17 protein-coding genes are annotated in these 18,239 nt (G+C 68.7%); all 17 read left to right on the top strand.

The features are described from left to right. The first annotated feature begins 37 nt into the window (after nucleotides 1-37). The 17 genes from Herbaro_RS17465 (at nucleotide 38) to rbsD (ending at nucleotide 18,238) form a co-directional block, all read left to right on the top strand. Complete coding sequence (locus tag Herbaro_RS17465) at nucleotides 38-2,179, top strand: hydantoinase/oxoprolinase family protein (RefSeq protein ID WP_275010886.1); 2,142 nt, start codon at nucleotides 38-40, stop codon at nucleotides 2,177-2,179. After that, complete coding sequence (locus Herbaro_RS17460) at nucleotides 2,176-4,191, top strand: hydantoinase B/oxoprolinase family protein (protein ID WP_275010885.1); 2,016 nt, start codon at nucleotides 2,176-2,178, stop codon at nucleotides 4,189-4,191. Before Herbaro_RS17465 ends, Herbaro_RS17460 begins: the two co-directional genes overlap by 4 nt. Nucleotides 4,192-4,236: 45 nt before the next feature. After that, on the top strand, nucleotides 4,237-5,358 hold the full coding sequence (locus Herbaro_RS17455) for an ABC transporter substrate-binding protein (protein ID WP_275010884.1): 1,122 nt from the start codon (nucleotides 4,237-4,239) through the stop codon (nucleotides 5,356-5,358). A 7-nt stretch (nucleotides 5,359-5,365) separates the two neighbouring features. Further along, nucleotides 5,366-6,481 (top strand): ABC transporter ATP-binding protein, encoded by a 1,116-nt coding sequence (locus Herbaro_RS17450; RefSeq protein WP_275010883.1) that lies wholly within the window; start codon nucleotides 5,366-5,368, stop codon nucleotides 6,479-6,481. Beyond that, nucleotides 6,478-7,356 carry an ABC transporter permease gene (locus Herbaro_RS17445; protein WP_275010882.1) on the top strand — a complete coding sequence of 293 codons (879 nt, stop codon included), beginning with the start codon at nucleotides 6,478-6,480 and terminating at the stop codon, nucleotides 7,354-7,356. Before Herbaro_RS17450 ends, Herbaro_RS17445 begins: the two co-directional genes overlap by 4 nt. Beyond that, nucleotides 7,346-8,161 carry an ABC transporter permease gene (locus Herbaro_RS17440; RefSeq protein WP_275010881.1) on the top strand — a complete coding sequence of 272 codons (816 nt, stop codon included), beginning with the start codon at nucleotides 7,346-7,348 and terminating at the stop codon, nucleotides 8,159-8,161. Before Herbaro_RS17445 ends, Herbaro_RS17440 begins: the two co-directional genes overlap by 11 nt. 122 nt (nucleotides 8,162-8,283) lie before the next feature. Beyond that, complete coding sequence (locus Herbaro_RS17435) at nucleotides 8,284-9,576, top strand: SpoIIE family protein phosphatase (RefSeq protein ID WP_275010880.1); 1,293 nt, start codon at nucleotides 8,284-8,286, stop codon at nucleotides 9,574-9,576. Then, entirely contained in the window at nucleotides 9,573-10,136 is a 564-nt protein-coding gene (locus Herbaro_RS17430; RefSeq protein WP_275010879.1) for a SiaB family protein kinase, read from the top strand. The genes Herbaro_RS17435 and Herbaro_RS17430 overlap by 4 nt, the downstream gene beginning before the upstream one ends. Before the next feature lie 41 nt (nucleotides 10,137-10,177). Beyond that, complete coding sequence (locus tag Herbaro_RS17425; protein ID WP_275010878.1) at nucleotides 10,178-10,564, top strand: DUF1987 domain-containing protein; 387 nt, start codon at nucleotides 10,178-10,180, stop codon at nucleotides 10,562-10,564. Further along, nucleotides 10,564-11,274 carry a GGDEF domain-containing protein gene (locus tag Herbaro_RS17420; protein ID WP_275010877.1) on the top strand — a complete coding sequence of 237 codons (711 nt, stop codon included), beginning with the start codon at nucleotides 10,564-10,566 and terminating at the stop codon, nucleotides 11,272-11,274. Before Herbaro_RS17425 ends, Herbaro_RS17420 begins: the two co-directional genes overlap by 1 nt. A 59-nt stretch (nucleotides 11,275-11,333) precedes the next feature. After that, the gene (locus Herbaro_RS17415) at nucleotides 11,334-11,816 is read left to right on the top strand and encodes a nuclear transport factor 2 family protein (RefSeq protein WP_275010876.1); all 483 of its coding nucleotides are present in this window, start codon (nucleotides 11,334-11,336) and stop codon (nucleotides 11,814-11,816) included. Between the two features lie 471 nt (nucleotides 11,817-12,287). Next, nucleotides 12,288-13,232, top strand: coding sequence for a sugar ABC transporter substrate-binding protein (locus Herbaro_RS17410; RefSeq protein ID WP_275010875.1), 945 nt, complete (start codon nucleotides 12,288-12,290; stop codon nucleotides 13,230-13,232). Between the two features lie 80 nt (nucleotides 13,233-13,312). Further along, on the top strand, nucleotides 13,313-14,881 hold the full coding sequence (locus Herbaro_RS17405; RefSeq protein ID WP_275010874.1) for a sugar ABC transporter ATP-binding protein: 1,569 nt from the start codon (nucleotides 13,313-13,315) through the stop codon (nucleotides 14,879-14,881). A 38-nt stretch (nucleotides 14,882-14,919) separates the two neighbouring features. After that, complete coding sequence (locus Herbaro_RS17400; RefSeq protein WP_275010873.1) at nucleotides 14,920-15,894, top strand: ABC transporter permease; 975 nt, start codon at nucleotides 14,920-14,922, stop codon at nucleotides 15,892-15,894. 25 nt (nucleotides 15,895-15,919) lie between these two features. Beyond that, nucleotides 15,920-16,930 (top strand): LacI family DNA-binding transcriptional regulator, encoded by a 1,011-nt coding sequence (locus Herbaro_RS17395; RefSeq protein ID WP_275010872.1) that lies wholly within the window; start codon nucleotides 15,920-15,922, stop codon nucleotides 16,928-16,930. Continuing rightward, entirely contained in the window at nucleotides 16,927-17,826 is a 900-nt protein-coding gene (gene rbsK, locus Herbaro_RS17390) for a ribokinase (protein WP_275010871.1), read from the top strand. The genes Herbaro_RS17395 and rbsK overlap by 4 nt, the downstream gene beginning before the upstream one ends. Before the next feature lie 19 nt (nucleotides 17,827-17,845). Further along, nucleotides 17,846-18,238 (top strand): D-ribose pyranase, encoded by a 393-nt coding sequence (gene rbsD / locus Herbaro_RS17385; protein ID WP_275010870.1) that lies wholly within the window; start codon nucleotides 17,846-17,848, stop codon nucleotides 18,236-18,238. Nucleotide 18,239 lies beyond the last annotated feature (1 nt).

Genomic DNA, 18,239 nt, shown 5'->3' with positions numbered 1-18,239 from the left:
CGGCGGCGGCGGGCAGGCATCACCTTCCGGAGTAGCAGTGAATCCCGATTCAGCCACCGGGGTGCGCGTCGGCATCGACGTAGGCGGCACCTTCACCGATTTCGTCCTCTATGATGCCGGCCGCAAGCGCCTGGCCTACCACAAGCAAGCCAGCACCCCCGCCGATCCCGCATTGGCGGTGCGCGACGGCCTGGTCGCGCTGATCGGAAAGCAGGGCCTGGCGCCGGCCGACGTCGGCGTGCTCCTGCATGGCACCACCATCGGCCTCAACGCCATCATCCAGCGCCGCGGCGCGCGCGTGGCGCTGGTCGCCAGCGAGGGTTTCCGCGATGTGCTGGAGATCGGTCGCGCGCGCATGCCGTCGTCCTTCGACTTCCACGCCAGCCGTGAAGAACCCTTCCTGCCGCGTGAGCGCGTGCTGGAAATCGGCGCGCGCTTCAATCGCGACGGCGCTTCCACGCGCTGGCCCGCAGCGGACGAGATCGCGCGCGTGGCCGAGGGCCTGGGGCGCTTGGAATGCGACGCCGCCGTGCTGATGTTGATCAACGGTTTCCTCCAGCCCGAGCGCGAGGCCGAGCTGGCCGCCGCGCTGCAGGCCGCCTTGCCGGCGCAGGCGCGCGGGATGGCGGTGCTGTCGGCGGCGCAGACATGGCCCGAGATCCGCGAATACGAACGCACCGTGGTGGCCACGCTGAACGCCTATATCCAGCCGCTGATGCGCCGCTACTTCGAACGGCTGGCGCAGCTGATGGGCGAGCTGGGCGTGGCCGCGCCGATCCTGGTGACCGCCTCCAACGGCGGCTCGCTGTCGCTGCAGGGCGCGCTGGCGCGTCCGATCGACACCGTGCTCTCCGGTCCGGCCTCCGGCGTGGTGGCGGCGGCGCGGCTGGCCGACGAGTCGGCCACGCCGCGCATCGTCACCTTCGACATGGGCGGCACCAGCAGCGACATCGCCGTTTCCCAGCACGGCCAGGCCGAGATGGTCACGCGCACCGAGATCGGCGGCCTGCCGCTGGTGCTGCCGGTAGTCGGCGTGTCGGCCATCGGCGCCGGCGGCGGCTCGCGCATTCGCGTCGATGAACACGGCGTGCTCAAGGTCGGCCCGGAAAGCGCGGGCGCCGATCCCGGCCCGGCCTGCTACGGCCGCGGCGGCGCCGACGCCACCGTCACCGACTGTTACCTCGCCACCGGCGTGCTGGACGCGGACGCCTTCGTCGGCGGCGCCATGAAGCTCTATCCCGAACGCGCGATCGAGGCGCTGGCCACGGTCGCCGGCGCGCTGGGCGACCACGGGGCCGACGCCGGCATCCGCGCCGCCTCCGGCGCGCTGGCCATCGCCACCGCGCAGATGGCGTCCGAGCTGCGCAAGAGCCTGGCCCAGCGCGGCCTCGATCCGGCCGAGTTCGCGCTGGTGCCCTTCGGCGGCGCCGGCCCGACCCACGCCAACTGGCTGGCGGAAGAGGCCGGCCTGACGCATGTGCTGGTGCCGCAAAAGCCCGGCACCTTCTGCGCGCTGGGGGCGGCCACTTCCGACCTGCGGCGCGACTTCGTGCGCAGCCTGCGCGTGGCCATCGACGACCGCAGCGCGGCCGAGGTCGGCGCGATCTGGCGCGCGCTGGCGGCGCAGGCGCGCGCCTGGCTGGACGAGCAGGGCATGCCGGCCGGCGCCGACGGCGATGGCGCAGCCGAACTGCGGCACGCGCTGGACATGCGCTACGCCGGTCAAGCCTACGAGTTGAGCGTGGCCCTGCCGCAAACCTTGCCCTCGCCGCTGGACGCGCGCGCGCTGACCGAGGCCTTCCATCGCGAGCACGAGCGCCTGTACGGCTTTCGCGATGAGGACGCGCCGGTCGAGGTCTCCACCATCCGCCTGGCCATCGTCGGTCGCCTGGCCAAGGCGCATAGCGCAGAGCGGCCGGCCGGCGGCGGCAATCCCGCGCCGCGCGCGCAGCGCCGGGTGTTCCTGCGCGGCGGCTGGCATCAGGCCGGCGTCTATGCGCGCGCCGCGCTGGATGCGGGCGACCTGTTGCAAGGGCCCGCGATCATCGAACAGGAAGACACCACCGTGCTGGTGCTGCCGGGCTGGCAAGCCCGCACCGACCGGCACGGCAACCTGCATCTGACACCGGCCGGCAAGCTCGCCGCCGGTGAACAGGGCGCGAAGGGAGCGCAACCATGAAACTCGATCCGGTCACCATGGAAATCCTCGGCAACAAGCTGACGTCGGTCGCCGAGGAAATGTGCCTGACATTGCAGCGCACCGGCCGCACCCTGTACGTGAAGGAGACCGCCGATTTCTGCTGCGCTCTGGCCGGCCTGGACGGCAAGTTCTTCGCCTATCCGCGCGCGCTGGGCGTCTCCGGTTTCGTCGGCCTGGACTGCAGCGCCGCCATCGCGGCGGTCGGCGAGCTGGCCCCGGGCGATGTGATCCTCACCAACGACCCCTACCGTTCGCGCGGCCTGGCCACCCACCTGCCGGACCTGCAGGTGATCGAGCCCTACTTCCACGCGGGCCGCATCGTCGCCTACGGCTGGGGCTTCCTGCACGCCTCCGACGTCGGCGGCAAGGTGCCCAGCAGCATTTCGCCGACCAACCATGAAATCTTCCAGGAGGGCTTGCAGATCCCGCCGGTGAAGATCATGCGCGCCGGCCGCATGAACGAGGACGTGGCCTTGCTGTTCCGCGCCAACAGCCGCACGCCCGACGCCAACATGGGCGATCTCAAAGCCATGCTGGGCGCGCTGGCCACCGGCCGCGAGCGCGTCGCGCAGACCCTGGCCCAGCACGGCGCGCAGGCCTTCGTCGACGCCCAGGCCGACCTGGTGGATTACGCCGCGCTGCGCGCCCGCGCGGTGCTCTCGCGGATCCCCGAAGGCACTTACCGTTTCACCGATTACCTCGACGACGAAGCCGGCGCCGGCTTGCCGGTGCGCATCGCGCTGGCGGTGACGCTCAAGGGCGGCGGCATCGAACTGGACTTCACCGGCAGCGACCCGCAGGTGGCCGCCGCCATCAACATCCCCAGCCACGGCCTGCCGCATGCCTGGCTGACGCTGCGCATCCTGGCGCTGGTGGCGACGCTGGACAAGGGCGTGCCGATCAATGCCGGCTTGCTGAAACCGGTATCGGTGGTGGCGCCGGCCGGCAGCATCGTCAATCCCTTGCCGGGCGCTGCGGTCGGCGTGCGCCATGCGGCCGCGGTGCGGGTCAACGACGCCTTGAACGGCGTGCTCGGCCAAGCCTTGCCGGAGCACATGCCGGCCGCCAGCGGAGGCACCATCATCCCGGTGGTGGTGGCCGAACCGTCGCGTCACGGCCATGGCCAGAACGTGCAGGTGGTCGAACCCATGGTCGGCGGCACCGGCGGGCGGCGCGGCCGCGATGGCGCCGACGGCCGCGACAGCAGCATTTCCAATCTTTCCAACAATCCGGTCGAGACGGTGGAAGCCGAGACCGGCGTCGAGATCGTGCGCTACGGCCTGCGTCCCGATTCGGCCGGCGCCGGCCAATGGCGCGGCGGCAACGGCCAGGAGATCCGTTTCCGCATCCTGCAGGACGACAGCTTCGTGCTGGCGCGCGGCATGGAGCGCCTGCGTTTTCGCCCGTGGGGCGCGCAGGGCGGCGGTCCGGGCGCGCCGGCGCGGCTGGTGCTGCAGCGGCCCGGCGAAGCGCCGCGCGAACTGGGCAAGATCGACCTGCTGCCGGTGGCCGCGGGCGACGAGATCGCAATCCAGACGCCCGGCGGCGGCGGCTGGGGCAACCCCTTCGAGCGCGACCCCGCCGCGGTGCTGGCCGACGTCAGGCGCGGCCTGCTGTCGCCGGACGCCGCGCGGCGCGACTACGGCGTGGCCTTCACCAGCGGCGCCGCCGGCGCGGCGCTGGACGAGGCCGCCACCGCCGCGTTGCGCGCGCGCAAGCCGCAAGCGCGCAGCCGCTTCGGCGCCGAACGCGACGCCTGGGACCGGGTCTTCGCGCCGGCCCAGCTGGATCGCCTGAACGCGGCCCTGTTCGCCATGCCGCCGGCGGCCCGCCCGCGTCGCCGCCGCCAGGTATTCGCCGCCGCGCTGGCGGCGCTGCCCGACGGTTTCCCGCAGGCGCTGGCGCATGACGAGGCCATCGCCCAGGCCGCCCTCCATTTCGCGCGCGAAGTCGATGCCTGTACGGCGTCGGTCCCGACGCCGGCAAACTGACCCTTGCGATCCCGAGATGCATCGCCCGAAATCCGATCAAACAACATGGAGAACACCGTGAAATCGATCCGCTTCATTCCCACCCTGGCCATCACCCTGGCCGCCGCCATCCTCGCCGCCTGCGGCGACAAGAAGCCCGAGGCGCCGCAGGCCAGCGCGCCCGCGCCGGCCGCCACCGACAAGGTGGTGATCGGCGTCTACGGCGGCGACTGGGAGAAGAACATCCGCGCCGCCGGCCTGGAACAATACGCGCGGGACAACAAGATCAACGTCGAGATCGTGCCGGGCGCCGATGCCGAATGGCTGGCCAAGCTGCGCGCTTCCAACGGCAACAACCCGCAGTACGACATCGTGGTGTTCCAGCCCGACTCGGTGCAGCGCGCCGCCGCGGCCGGCCTGCTGCAGCCGCTGGAAGCCGGCAACATCCCCAACCTGGCCAAGCTTTATCCCTCGGTGCAGGAGAAATTCACCAAGGACGGCAAGACCTACGCCGCCGCCTTCAGCCTCGGCCAGCTGGGCCTGGCCTACCGCACCGACCTGGTCAAGACGCCGCCCAAGAGCTGGCTGGACCTGTGGAACCCGGAGTACAAGGGACACGTGGCGATCTCCTCGCCGACCTATGCCGCCGGCCTGCAATTCTTCGCCGGCCTGACCCACGCGCTGGGCGGCGAACTGAAGAACGACGCCGACGTCGACAAGACCTTCGCCAAGCTGGCCGAACTCAAGGGCAGCGCGGTCGCCTTCCCCGACAGCCCGGGCGCGATCCAGACCTTGCTTGAGCGCGGCGACGCGTGGGTGGTGCCGTATTGGGATGGCCGCGTGTTCGCGCTGCAGAAGAGCGGCCTGAAGGTCGGCTTCGCCTATCCGAGCGACGGCCCGGTGGTGGGCGCGGCCAACTGGGTCATCGCCAAGGGCGCGCCCAACCTGGCCAATGCCTACAAGCTGGTCGATTTCCTCTCCAGCGACAAGGTGCAGAAGTCGTTCTCGGACGGCTCGCTGTACGGCATGACCAACCAGGACGTGCAATACAACGAGGAGCTCAAGGGCAAGGTGCAGGTCGGCGAAGAGGCCTACAAGAAGCTGATCTGGATCGACTACGAAACCGCCACGCCCAAGGTCGCCGACTGGAGCACCCGCTGGGCGCAGGCCCTGGGCAACGGCAAGTAAGCGGCCGATGAGCGCTATCGACATTCGTGGCGTGACGCGCCGTTTCGGCGCGCTGCAGGCGCTGGACGGCGTGGACCTCGGCATCGCCCAGGGCGAGTTCTTCTCGCTGCTGGGTCCCAGCGGCTGCGGCAAGACCACGCTGCTCAACATCATCGCCGGCTTTCTGGAGCCCGGCGCCGGCAGCGTCTGGCTGGCCGGGCGCGACATCACGCGCCTGGCGCCGCACCAGCGCGACATCGGCATGGTGTTCCAGAACTACGCGCTGTTCCCGCACCTGAACGTGTTCGACAACGTCGCCTATGGCCTGCGCGTGCGCCGGCAACAGGGTGAGACGGTGCGCGAGCGCGTGGCCGAGATGCTGGCGCTGGTGCGCCTGTCGGAGCTGGCGCAGCGCATGCCGCACCAGCTCTCCGGCGGCCAGCAGCAGCGCGTGGCGATCGCCCGCGCGCTGGCGATCCGGCCGCAGGTGCTGCTGCTGGACGAGCCGCTGTCCAACCTCGACGCCAAGCTGCGCAAGGAGATGCAGGCCGAACTGCGCCGCCTGCAGCGCGACGTCGGCATCACCACCGTGATGGTCACGCACGACCAGGAAGAAGCGCTGGGCCTGTCCGATCGCATCGGCATCCTCGGCGGCGGCCGCCTGCAGCAGGTCGGCACGCCATTGCAGCTGTATCGCCAGCCGGCCAACCGTTTCGTCGGCGAATTCGTCGGCCAGGCCAACCTGATCGCCGCGCGGCCGCGGGGCGACGGTCATTTCGACGCGCTCTCGCATGCCGCGGCCGACGGCGCGCCGCTGCGCCTGTTCGCGGGCGAGCAGGCGGCGCGGGAGACGCTGTTCCTGCTGCGCCCGGAACGTATCCGCCTGAGCGAAGCCGACGGCGCGTCCCCCGGGCCGAACACCGTGGAAGGCACGGTGCGCGAGGCCAGCTACGCGGGGGCGGAACTTCATCTTTCCATCGCGCTGGCCGGCGCCGGCGAGCTGCAGGTGGCGGCCCCGGAAGCGCTGTTCGGCCAGGTGCCGCAGCCCGGCGTGGGCGTGCGCCTGGCCTGGGAGCCGCAGGACCTGGTGGCGTTGCCGGACGATGCTTCCCCCGCGCAGGCCAAGCCGGGAAGCCCAGCATGAGCCGCGCCGCGATCGCCGGCAGGTCATGGTTCCCGTGGCTGATGCTCACGCCGGGCATGCTGTTCCTGATCGCCTTCCTGGTCGCGCCCGGTTTGCTGCTGGCCGCGCTCTCGCTGCGCGACGTCGACGGCATGCTGATGCTGCTGCCCACCTACAGCTTCTCCCAGTACATCAAGGTCTTCACCAGCGCCGGCTACCTGGGCGCGCTGGGCACCACGCTGTGGGTGGCGGCGCTGACCGCGCTGCTATGCGTGCTGCTGGCCTGGCCGGCGGCCTGGTTGCTGGTCAATACGCGCAGCCGCGCCTGGCGCACCGTGCTGTATGTGATCCTGATTTCGCCGCTGCTGACCAGCGTGGTGATCCGCACCTTCGCCTGGATCGTGCTGCTGGCGCAGAACGGGCTGGTCAACGACGTGCTGCGCAAGCTGGGCGTGATCGATTCGCCGCTGGCCCTGCTGTGGAACATGAAGGCGGTGATCGTGGCCTACGTGCAGGTGATGCTGCCGTTCGCCGTGCTGCCGCTGGCGACTTCGCTGGGCGAGATCCCGCCGGCCTTGCCGCGCGCCTCGCAGAGCCTGGGCGCGGGCGCCCGCCACACCTTCTTCCATGTGCTGCTGCCGCTGACCGTTCCCGGCATGATGAGCGGCGCCATCATCGTGTTCGCGCTGGCCGCCGGCAGCTACGTGACGCCGCTGCTGATCGGCGGACGCCTGCAGCCGCTGCTGCCGATCAATATCTACCAGCAGGCGCTGCAGATCGCCGACCTGCCGCTGGCGGCGGCCCTGTCGCTGACGCTGCTGGCGGTGACCGCGCTGATCGCAGCCGTCATGAGCCGCCTGCAAAAACAATGGGAGCGCCGCGTCTATGGCCACTGACAACGACACCCTGCGCGGCGCCGGCGGCCCGTGGCGCTGGGCCGGCGTGGGCGCCGGCGCATTGGTCTACCTGTTCCTGCTGCTGCCGGTGCTGGTGATCTTCCTGTCGGCCTTCAGCCCCGAGGCCTATCCGCAATTCCCGCCGCAGTCGTTCTCGCTGCGCTGGTTCCGCGCCTTCGTCGACAACGGCGCCTGGCTGCGCGCGCTGCAGGTCAGCGCCTGGCTGCTGCTGGTGGTCACGCCGCTGACGACGATCCTCGGCACCACTGCCGCCTACGCGCTGGCGCGCCTGGATTTCCGCGGGCGCGAGCTGTTGCAGGCCTTCGTGCTGTCGCCGCTGATCATCCCGCAGGTGGTGCTGGGCATCGCCTTGCTGTACGTGCTGACGGCAGCCGGCCTGGCCGGTTCGATGATCGGGCTGGCCATCGGCCATACGCTGGTGGCGTTGCCGTACGCGGTGCGCACGGTCTCGGTCAGCCTGGCCAGCATGGACCGCCGCCTGGAAGCCGCCTCGATGAACCTGGGCGCGACGCCGGCCTATACCTTCCGCCGCGTGACGCTGCCCTTGATCCGTCCCGGCATCGTGGCCGGCGCCGTGTTCGCGGCGGTGACCTCGTTCGGCGAGGTGTCGGTCAGCCTGTTCCTCACCGCGCCGGGGACGGTGACCATGCCGGTGCGCATCTTCACTTACATCGACCAGACCTTCGACCCGGTGGTCAACGCCGTTTCGGCGGTGTTCATCGTGCTGGCGGTGGCCGCGCTGGTGCTGATCGAGCGCACCATCGGACTGACCAAGGCGATGTAGTTGCATTGCCTTGCGGCAAGCGCGTTTCCTGCCCGCTGATACGTGGGCTGAGCGTCATATTGCTGTCACACGAATTAAATATGATCGCCGATTGATCAAAATTTCATTCGCGGGCAAGCACGGTGGACAACCATTTCAGCCTTACCCCGGCGATGGGGAACAAGATTTTTCAGCCGACAGCGGGGGCGCTGGCGGTGACGGTGCCGGTGGTGGCGTTCGACGAGAACAATGCCAAGGTGCTGGAGGTGTTCGGCCTGCACAAGGAGCTGGTGAGCCTGCCGGTGGTGGAGGGGGATCGCCCGATCGGGCTGATCAGCCGGCATATTTTCATGTCGCAGATGTCCAAGCCGTATCACCGCGAGCTGTATGAGCGCAAGAGCTGCATCGCCTTCATGGACAAGGATCCGCTGATCGTCGAGAGCGACACGCCGATCGAAACCCTGGGCGCGATGGCCGTGGCCTCGGGCGACAAGACGCTGGCCGACGGTTTTCTGATCGTCGGGCAGGGCCGCCTCGCCGGCCTCGGTTCGGGCCTGGCGCTGATGCGCGAGCTGGTCGCGCTGCAGGTCGAGAAGAACCGCCAGGTGATGCAGAGCATCGACTACGCCAGCGTGATCCAGCGCGCCATGCTGAGCACCTCGCGCTCGGCCATGTCGCAGGCGCTGGGCGACGCCTGCCTGGTCTGGGAGCCGCGCGACGTGGTCGGCGGCGACTTCTACCATTTCGAACATCACGCCGACGGCTGGTTCGCCGCCGTCGCCGACTGCACCGGCCACGGCGTGCCGGGCGCCTTCCTGACCCTGATTTCCTCGTCCTCGCTCAAGCAGGCGCTGGAGCTGCACGGCCCGCGCAACCCTGCGCTGGTGATGAATGAAGTCAACCGCGCCATGAAGCGCGTGCTGGGCCAGCAGTCCGGCGCCGGCAAGCCGGCCGCCGGCCAGGGTGATGTGCAGTCCGAGTCCGACGACGGCATGGACGCCTGCTTCTTCTGGTTCGACAGCGCCACCCGCACGCTGACCTGCGCCAACGCCAAGATGTCGCTGTTCGTGCTGTCGGCCGACGGCGAGGAGGTGCAGACCATCGACGGCAAGCGCACCGGCCTGGGCTACGTCGACACGCCCGACGACATGCAATGGGAAAACCGCAGCGTGCAGGTCGAGCCGGGCGCGATCGTATTCGTCTCCACCGACGGCATCATCGACCAGATCGGCGGCGCCAAGAACATCGCCTTCGGCAAGCAACGCCTGCGCCGCGCGCTGCAGGAGCACCGCCACCTGCCGATGGCCGAGCTCGGCCGCGAGGTCATGGCCGGCCACCGCAGCTACCAGGGCGGCCAGCGCCGGCGCGACGACGTCACTTTCTTCGGCGCGCGCCTGGGCGGCGCCATCAACCACCAACACGGGCAACACGCATGAGCGGCATCCAGCAGCAATGGGCTGAGTTCCACAGCTACGTCGAACGGCGCGACGTGATCTTCTATTACGTCGGCTACTTCTCGCAAACCATCATCGCCGCCATGGCCGACGCCGTGAAGCTGCGCGCCGAGCACACCGGCGCGGTGGGGCAGACCCGCCGCAAGCTGTTCTCCTCCTTCATCGAGATGGCGCAGAACATCGTCCACTATTCGTCCGACCTGCATGCCAAGGAAGGCCAGGCCACCGAGCCGTCGATGCGCCGCGGCGCGGTCTTCATCTCGCTCACCGATGGCGTGTACTACCTGCATTGCGCCAACCCGGTGGACGGCGAAATGGCGGGCAAGCTGCGTCCCAAGCTGGAGCACCTGCGCTCGCTGACCATCGACGAGATCAAGGCCGAGTACAAGGAAATGCTGCGCGCCGAGACGCCTCCCGACAGCAAGGGCGCCGGCCTCGGTTTCCTGACCGTGGCGCGCGATGCCAGCGCGCCGCTGGACTTCGAATTTTCAGCGCCGGACGCGGACGGCGCCTCTACCTTCTACCTGAGGGCCACCATCTGACGGAGCCTGCCAGCCGGGCTTCTTTGCATTGGAACGAATCTATGGACAATTTATTTATCGCGGCAAGCGCCAGCTCCCCGGAAGTCGACTTCCGCTTCGATGAGCGCACGCTCTCCCTGAAGGGCGAGTCCTATCCGGAAAACGCGGCGCAGTTCTGGGGCGAGATCATCGCCACGTTGCGCCGCTTCCTGGATGAAGGCGGCGATGCCGGCATCACCGTCAATGTGGCGCTGGCCTACTTCAACAGCTCCAGCACCAAGATGCTGTTCTCGCTGTTCGATGCCTTGAACGAGAAGGCCGAGTCGGGCGCCGAGGTGGTGCTGAACTGGTACCACGATGAGGACGACGACACCATCTTCGAGTTCGGCCAGGAGCTGCAGGAGGATTTCTCGGCCCTGGTGTTCAACGACCACGCGGTGCAAAGCTGATGAGCGACGTCGATCTCTTCGAAGCGGAAGCGGAAGCCCTGGAGCGCGCCAACGGCGTGCTGGCCAGCGACACCGGCGACTTCGCCCGCTATCGCGCGGCGCTGGAGGAACTGGTGCAGCATTACGGCCAGCTGATGCGCCAGAGCCGCCGCCTGATTTCGCGCAGCGACCGCACCGAGCGCGAGCTCAACCTGCTCAACGCGCGCCTGCAGCAGCTCAGCGACGAGCTCGACTACAAGGCGCGGCACGACAACCTGACCGGCGCACTCAATCGCGGCGCCGTGTTCGAGAGCGCGCACCGCATCCTGGAACAATCGGCGATGTCGGTGGTGGTGCTGGACATCGATTTCTTCAAGCGCATCAACGACGAGTTCGGCCACCCGACCGGCGACGCGGTGATCCGCGAACTGGTGGACCGCCTGCGCCTGGCGCTGGACGGCGTGGGCGTCGTCGGCCGCGTCGGCGGCGAGGAGTTTTCCATCCTGCTGGCCGGCGTCGCGCTGGACGAGGCGGTCGCGCTGGCCGAGCGCATCCGCCAGGCGATCGCGGGCGAAGTGTTTCCCTGCATGCCGTCGCGTCCGGTGACGTCGAGTTTCGGCGTGTCGTGGAGCGCGGCCGGCGGCGATTTCGAGGACGCCTACGCGCGCGCCGACGAGGCGCTCTACCAGGCCAAGCGCGGCGGCCGCAACCGCGTCGAGCGCGAGGCCTGAACACGCGCGGCGGGGCTTTGCGCTACCATCGGCTAGTCCAGAAGATCCGAGAGTTTCCCATGTTCCTGCGCCGCCTGATTCCCGCCGCCTGCCTGTCGATGGCGGCCGTTCTATCCGCCTGCACCGCGTTGCCCGCATCCGCTCCGCCAGTCGCCGCCTCGGCCCAGGCCGAATCCAACAAGCGCAATGCGCTGGCCTTCTACGAGCAGTTCTTCAACCAGCACGATCTGTCGGCGGCGCAGCGCTATGTCGCTGACGACTATCGCCAGCACAATCCGCGCGTGGCCAATGGGCGCGCCGCCTTTGTCGCCGCCTTCACGCAGATCTTCGCGCGTTATCCGCAACGTCGCAGCACGGTCCATCGCGCCATCGCCGAGGGCGACCTGGTGGCCTTGCATGTGCATACGGTGACGGGCGAGGGGGATCGCGGGATGGCGATTGTCGACATCTTCCGGTTTGACCGAGAGGGGAAGATTGTCGAGCACTGGGATGTGATGCAGGCCGTGCCGGAGAAGACCGCCAGCGGGAACGGGATGTTTTGATGGCGGTTGGCGATGGCTTGGGCATGCTGCCTTCGCATGGCGACGTCAGTTGAACGACGCCGGGTTCCTGCTTTCGCAGGAACGACAAGGTGTGGGCCGGTTCATCCCGCCGGCGATGCCAGTTTTTCCCTCTCCGTCGTCCCTGCGAAAGCAGGGACCCAGCGTCGTCCGTCGCACACCGACACATTCCGTTTGGGCTGAGTAGCCGCGCAGCGGCGTATCGAAGCGGCGTATCGCAGCCTGTCCACGGCCGCCGGTGCGCAACGAAAGCCGTCGGCTCCCTGTCGGCGCCGCACCCGTCCACATTCCTGCCGCCATCATTCCCGCCAGGAAACCCCGCCAAAAAAATCCCCGCAAAGGGCTTTTTTTTATGATTTCCCGGTGCTATTCTGTTTTCGCGCAAACGTTTGCGCGATCATAACGGCGGACAACTTCGTTGATTCGCCGACAACATCCATAACGGAGACACAGATGAACAACATGTCCCGCCGCCATTTCGCGGCCGCCGCGCTCGCCTGCGCGATCCTTCCCGGCGCCGTGATGGCGCAGTCCACCGCCAAGCCCAAGGTCGCCCTGGTGATGAAGTCGCTGGCCAACGAGTTCTTCCTGAACATGGAGAACGGCGCGCGCGAGCACCAGAAGGCGCACGCCAGCCAGTACGACCTGATCGCCAACGGCATCAAGGATGAACAGGACACCGCCAACCAGATCAAGATCGTCGAGCAGATGATCGTCTCCAAGGTCAGCGCGCTGGTGATCGCGCCGGCCGATTCCAAGGCGCTGGTGCCGGTGGTGAAGAAGGCCATCGACGCCGGCATCATCGTGGTCAACATCGACAACAAGCTCGACGACGCGGCATTGAAGGAGAAGGGTATCAGCGTGCCCTTCGTCGGCCCGGACAACCGCAAGGGTGCCAAGCTGGCCGGCGATTACCTGGGCAAGCAGCTGCAGAAGGGCGACAAGGTCGCCATCATCGAAGGCGTGTCCACCACCGTGAACGCGCAGCAGCGCACGCTGGGCTTCCAGGATGCGATGAAGGACGCCGGCGCGACCGTGGTGACGGTGCAGTCCGGGCAGTGGGAAATCGACCAGGGCAACAAGGTCGCCGCGTCGATCCTGAACGCCCATCCGGACATCAAGGCGATCCTGGCCGGTAACGACAACATGGCGCTGGGCGCGGTGGCGGCGATTCGCGCCGCCGGCAAGAACGGCAAGGTGCTGCTGGTCGGCTACGACAACATCACCGCCATCAAGCCCATGCTCAAAGACGGCCGGGTGCTGGCCACCGTCGACCAGTACGCCTCGCAGCAGGCTGTGAACGGCATTGAAACCGCCCTCAAGGCGGTGACCGAGAAGAAGCCGCAGAGCAGCCTGGGCGGCGTGGTCGAGACCAAGGTCTCGCTGATCACCAAGTAAGCCGCTTCGCGGCGACCGCGGCCTGCGCACCGCCAACGGCGGCGCAGGCCGGTTCCGATTTCTTTCGCGCGATCGCTTTCATGCAGCCGACCGATTCCCTTCCCATTTCCGCTCCCCTGCTGACGCTGTCGGGCATCGGCAAGAGCTACGCCGCGCCGGTGCTCGAGGGCGTCGACCTGGCGCTGCGCCCCGGCCAGGTGCTGGCGCTGACCGGCGAAAACGGCGCCGGCAAGAGCACGCTTTCCAAGATCGTCTGCGGCCTGGTCGAGGCCAGCGCCGGCGCGATGCGTCTGGACGGCCAGCCGTACGCGCCGGCCTCGCGCACGCAGGCCGAGGCGCTGGGCATCCGCATGGTGATGCAGGAGCTGAACCTGATCCCCACGCTGTCCATTGCCGAGAACCTGTTCCTGGAAAAGTTGCCGCGCCGCTTCGGCTGGATCAACCGCCGGCAGCTGGCCGAGGACGCGCGCCGCCAGATGGAGGTGGTCGGCCTGGGCGAGCTCGACCCATGGACGCCGGTCGGCGAGCTGGGACTGGGCCACCAGCAGATGGTGGAGATCGCCCGCAACCTGATCGGCAGCTGCCGCTGCCTGATCCTCGACGAGCCGACCGCGATGCTGACCAGCCGCGAGGTCGAGCTCCTGTTCGCCCGCATCGAGCGCCTGCGCACCGAGGGCGTGGCCATCATCTACATCTCGCACCGGCTGGAAGAGCTCAAGCGCATCGCCGACCGCATCGTGGTGCTGCGCGACGGCAAGCTGGTGTGCGACGACGACATCAGCCGCTACTCGACCGAACAGCTGGTGCAGCTGATGGCCGGCGAGCTGACCAAGGTCGACCTGGACCCCGCCCATCGCCAGATCGGCGCGCCCATCCTGCGCGTGCGCGGGCTGGGTCGCGGCGGCGTGGTGCAGCCGGCCTCGTTTGCCCTGCATGCGGGCGAGGTGCTGGGCATCGCCGGGCTGATCGGTTCCGGCCGCACCGAATTGCTGCGCCTGATCTTCGGCGCCGACCGCGCCGACCAGGGCGAGATCTTCATCGGCGACAGCGCGCAGCCGGCCGCGATCCGCAGCCCCAAGGACGCGGTGCGCGCCGGCATCGCCATGGTCACCGAAGACCGCAAGGGACAAGGCCTGCTGCTGCCGCAGGCCATCAGCGTCAATACCTCGCTGGCCGACCTCGGGCGCGTGAGCCGGGCCGGCCTGCTGGACCACGGCGCCGAGAACGAGGTGGCGCGCCAGTACGTGAACAAGCTGCGCATCCGCTCGGGCAGCGTGGCGCAGGCGGCCGGGGAGCTCTCCGGCGGCAACCAGCAGAAGGTGGTGATCGCGCGCTGGCTGTACCGCGATTGCCCGGTGATGCTGTTCGACGAGCCCACGCGCGGCATCGACATCGGCGCCAAGTCGGACATCTATCGCCTGTTCGCCGAACTGGCCGGGCAGGGCAAGGGGTTGCTGGTGGTCTCCAGCGACCTGCGCGAGCTGATGCAGATCTGCGATCGCATCGCGGTCATGAGCGCAGGCAGGATCGTCGACACCTTCGCGCGCGAGGACTGGTCGCAGGAGCGCATCCTGGCGGCCGCCTTCAGCGGCTACGTCGGGCGCCAGGAGGCCGCGCACGCGGCCCAGGTCGCCGGCAATACGGCATAACGCCGTCACAGAACAACGGATCACGGGACACCGAACACATGCTGACTTCCTCCAATACCCGCCGGGCCACCTGGCTGGCCGGCGCCAAGAACTACCTGGGACTGGTCGCCGCGTTGCTGGCGATGTGCGTCATGTTCGCCTTCCTCAGCGAGAACTTCCTGAGCGCGGCCACCTTCATCACGCTGTCCAACGACATCCCGCCGCTGGTGGTGATGGCGGTGGGCATGACCTTCATCCTGATCATCGGCGGCATCGACCTCTCGGTCGGCTCGGTGATGGCGCTGGCGGCCTCCATGCTGTCCATGGCCATGGTGCGCTGGGGCTGGCCGCTGTACGCCGCCGCCTTGCTGGGCATGGTGGTGGCGGCCGCCTGCGGCACGCTGACCGGGCTGGTCTCGGTGCACTGGCGCATCCCGTCCTTCATCGTCTCGCTGGGCGTGCTGGAGATCGCCCGCGGCCTGGCCTACCAGGTCACCAACTCGCGCACCGAATACATCGGCAGCGCGGTGGACGGGGTCAGCTCGCCGGTGTTGCTGGGCATGTCGCCGGCCTTCCTGTCCGCCATCGCCATCGTGGTGGCGGCGCACCTGGTGTTGACGCGCACCGTGCTGGGCCGCTACTGGATCGGCATCGGTACCAACGAGGAAGCGGTGCGGCTGTCGGGAGTGAACCCCAACCCGAGCAAGGTGCTGGCGTTCGCGCTGATGGGCGCCTTTGCCGGCATCGCCGCGCTGTTCCAGGTGTCGCGCCTGGAAGCGGCCGACCCCAACGGCGGCGTCGGCATGGAGCTGCAGGTGATCGCGGCGGTGGTGATCGGCGGCACCAGCCTGATGGGCGGTCGCGGCTCCATCATCAGCACCTTCATCGGCGTGCTGATCATTTCGGTGCTGGAGGCCGGGCTGGCGCAGGTCGGCGTGTCCGAGCCGATGAAGCGTATCATCACGGGCGCGGTCATTGTCGTGGCCGTGATCCTCGATACCTATCGCCGGCGCGGCCAGCGCCACGCGCGCTGAGCGCGGGCTTACCCAAGACCGATCCATGTCAACCATCAAGGACGTCGCCAGGCTGGCCGGAGTGTCTTACACCACGGTCTCCCATGTGCTCAACGAAACCCGCCCGGTCAGCGAGCAGGCGCGCGAGCGCGTGCTGCGCGCGGTCGAGGAGCTGGCCTACGTGCCCAGCGCGCTGGCGCGTTCGTTGAAGAGCAAGGTGACCGGCAGCATCGGCCTGATCATCCCCAACAATACCAACCCGTATTTCTCGGAGCTGGCGCGCGGCATCGAGGACTACTGCTACGAGGCCGGCTACAGCGTCATCCTGTGCAACTCGGACGACGATCCGGACAAGCAGCGCGACTACCTGCAGGTGCTGCAGACCAAGCGCTGCGACGGCCTGATCATCGCCACGCTGACCCAGACCGACCTGAAGCCCATGGGTCGGCTGGAAATCCCCACCGTGCTGCTGGACCGCGCGCCCAAGGAAATGGACATCGACCTGGTCAGCACCGACAACGTGCTGGGCGGGCAATTGGCGGCGCGCCACCTGCTGGCGCTCGGGCGCCGCCGCGTGGCCTGCATCGCCGGCCCGCTGGGGCTGGCGCTGTCGGATGAACGGGTCGAGGGCCTGCGCGCGACGCTGCGCGAGGGCGGCCGGAAGCTGGCCGCGCCCGACCTGCTGCATGCCGACTTCAGCAGCAGTGGCGGCTACCATGCGGCGATGCAGCTGCTGCAGCGTCCGGCGCGGCCGGACGCCGTGTTCTGCTGCAACGACATGATGGCCATCGGCGTGCTGCGCGCGGCCGGCGAGCTGCAGATCGAGGTGCCGGGCGAACTCTCGGTGGTCGGCTTCGACGATATCGAGCTGGCCCAGTTCGTCCACCCGCCGCTCACCACGGTGGCGCAGAACACGCGCCGCCTGGGCAACCTGACCGCGCAGTTCCTGCTGGAACGCATTGCCGACCCGACGCTGCCGGCGCGGCGCGAGACGGTGGCGCCGCAATTGCAAACGCGGGGCTCCACGGCCCCTTACCGGAACCAAGGCAAAACATGATCGTCATCATCGGCAGCGTGAACATGGACCTGGTGCTGCGCGTGCCGCGCATGCCCGCGCCGGGGGAAACCCTGGCCGGGGAAAAGTTCATGACCATCCCCGGCGGCAAGGGCGCCAACCAGGCGGTGGCCTGCGCGCGGCTGTCGGCCGGCGGCGCGCGCGTGGCCATGGTGGCCTGCGTCGGCGGCGACGCCTTCGGCCGCCAGATGCGTGCGTCTCTCGTCGCCAACGGCATCGACGATGTCTGCGTCGACACCATCGACGGCGAGGCCACCGGCATCGCCTCCATCATGGTCGACCGCGACGGCCAGAACAGCATCGTGCTGGCGGCCGGCGCCAACGGCCGGCTCGACGTCGAGCACATCGAGCGCGCCCGCGCGCTGATCGCGTCGGCGTCGATCGTGCTGCTGCAGCTGGAGGTGCCGATCCCGACGGTGCTGCACGCGGTCGAAGCGGCGCATGCGCTGGGCAAGACGGTGGTGCTCAACCCGGCCCCGGCGCAGGCCTTGCCGCGCGAGTTGCTGCAAAAGATCGACTACCTGATCTTGAACGAGATCGAGGCCGCGATGCTGGCCGAAGAACAGTCCGACGACATTCCCCAGCTGGCCGACAAGCTGCATCGCCTGGGCGCGCGCAACGTGGTGGTGACGCTGGGCGAGAAGGGCGTGTACGGCTCCTTTGGGAAAGCGGGCAAGCGCCACCAGGAGGCCAGGCGGGTCAAGGCGGTCGACACCACCGCCGCCGGCGACACCTTCATCGGCGGCTTCATCGCCGCGCTGGAAGAGGGGCGCGGCGAGTTCGAGGCGATCGCCTACGGCCAGGCCGCCGCCGCGCTGAGCGTCACGCGCGCCGGCGCCCAGACCTCGATCCCGATGCGCGACGAAGTCATCCTCTGATTTTCTTCCAAGGACTCCGATGAAAAAGACCCTGCTGCTCAACGCCGCCCTCTCGCAAGTCATCGCCGCGATGGGCCATGGCGACACCATCGTCATCGGCGATGCCGGCTTGCCGGCGCCGGCGGGCGTGCCGGTGATCGACCTTGCCGTCACGCGCGGCCTGCCGGATTTCATGAGCGTGCTCAAGGCGGTGTTGAGCGAGCTGGAAGTGGAGCACCACCTGCTGGCCACCGAACTGGACGAGCGCAGCCCGCAGCTGGCGGCGCAGATCAAGGCGCTGGGCCTGGCCTCGCGCCGGCTGGTGCCGCACGAGGACTTCAAGGAGCGCACGCGCAATGCGCGCGCCTTCGTGCGCACCGGCGAATGCACGCCCTACGCCAACATCATCCTGGCCTCGGGCGTGGTGTTCTGAG

The organism is Herbaspirillum sp. WKF16 (genome assembly GCF_028993615.1).
In the GTDB taxonomy this organism is placed as follows: domain Bacteria; phylum Pseudomonadota; class Gammaproteobacteria; order Burkholderiales; family Burkholderiaceae_D; genus Herbaspirillum.
This window is presented reverse-complemented; position numbering and strand designations above follow the sequence as displayed.

Coding starts and splice junctions, on each gene's coding strand:
- Herbaro_RS17395 (WP_275010872.1), top strand. CDS start 15,920: ATGTCAACCATCAAGGACGTCGCCAGGCTGGCCGGAGTGTCTTACACC.
- Herbaro_RS17425 (WP_275010878.1), top strand. CDS start 10,178: ATGGACAATTTATTTATCGCGGCAAGCGCCAGCTCCCCGGAAGTCGAC.
- rbsK (WP_275010871.1), top strand. CDS start 16,927: ATGATCGTCATCATCGGCAGCGTGAACATGGACCTGGTGCTGCGCGTG.
- Herbaro_RS17405 (WP_275010874.1), top strand. CDS start 13,313: ATGCAGCCGACCGATTCCCTTCCCATTTCCGCTCCCCTGCTGACGCTG.
- Herbaro_RS17445 (WP_275010882.1), top strand. CDS start 6,478: ATGAGCCGCGCCGCGATCGCCGGCAGGTCATGGTTCCCGTGGCTGATG.
- rbsD (WP_275010870.1), top strand. CDS start 17,846: ATGAAAAAGACCCTGCTGCTCAACGCCGCCCTCTCGCAAGTCATCGCC.
- Herbaro_RS17460 (WP_275010885.1), top strand. CDS start 2,176: ATGAAACTCGATCCGGTCACCATGGAAATCCTCGGCAACAAGCTGACG.
- Herbaro_RS17400 (WP_275010873.1), top strand. CDS start 14,920: ATGCTGACTTCCTCCAATACCCGCCGGGCCACCTGGCTGGCCGGCGCC.
- Herbaro_RS17430 (WP_275010879.1), top strand. CDS start 9,573: ATGAGCGGCATCCAGCAGCAATGGGCTGAGTTCCACAGCTACGTCGAA.
- Herbaro_RS17415 (WP_275010876.1), top strand. CDS start 11,334: ATGTTCCTGCGCCGCCTGATTCCCGCCGCCTGCCTGTCGATGGCGGCC.
- Herbaro_RS17410 (WP_275010875.1), top strand. CDS start 12,288: ATGAACAACATGTCCCGCCGCCATTTCGCGGCCGCCGCGCTCGCCTGC.
- Herbaro_RS17450 (WP_275010883.1), top strand. CDS start 5,366: ATGAGCGCTATCGACATTCGTGGCGTGACGCGCCGTTTCGGCGCGCTG.
- Herbaro_RS17440 (WP_275010881.1), top strand. CDS start 7,346: ATGGCCACTGACAACGACACCCTGCGCGGCGCCGGCGGCCCGTGGCGC.
- Herbaro_RS17420 (WP_275010877.1), top strand. CDS start 10,564: ATGAGCGACGTCGATCTCTTCGAAGCGGAAGCGGAAGCCCTGGAGCGC.
- Herbaro_RS17455 (WP_275010884.1), top strand. CDS start 4,237: ATGGAGAACACCGTGAAATCGATCCGCTTCATTCCCACCCTGGCCATC.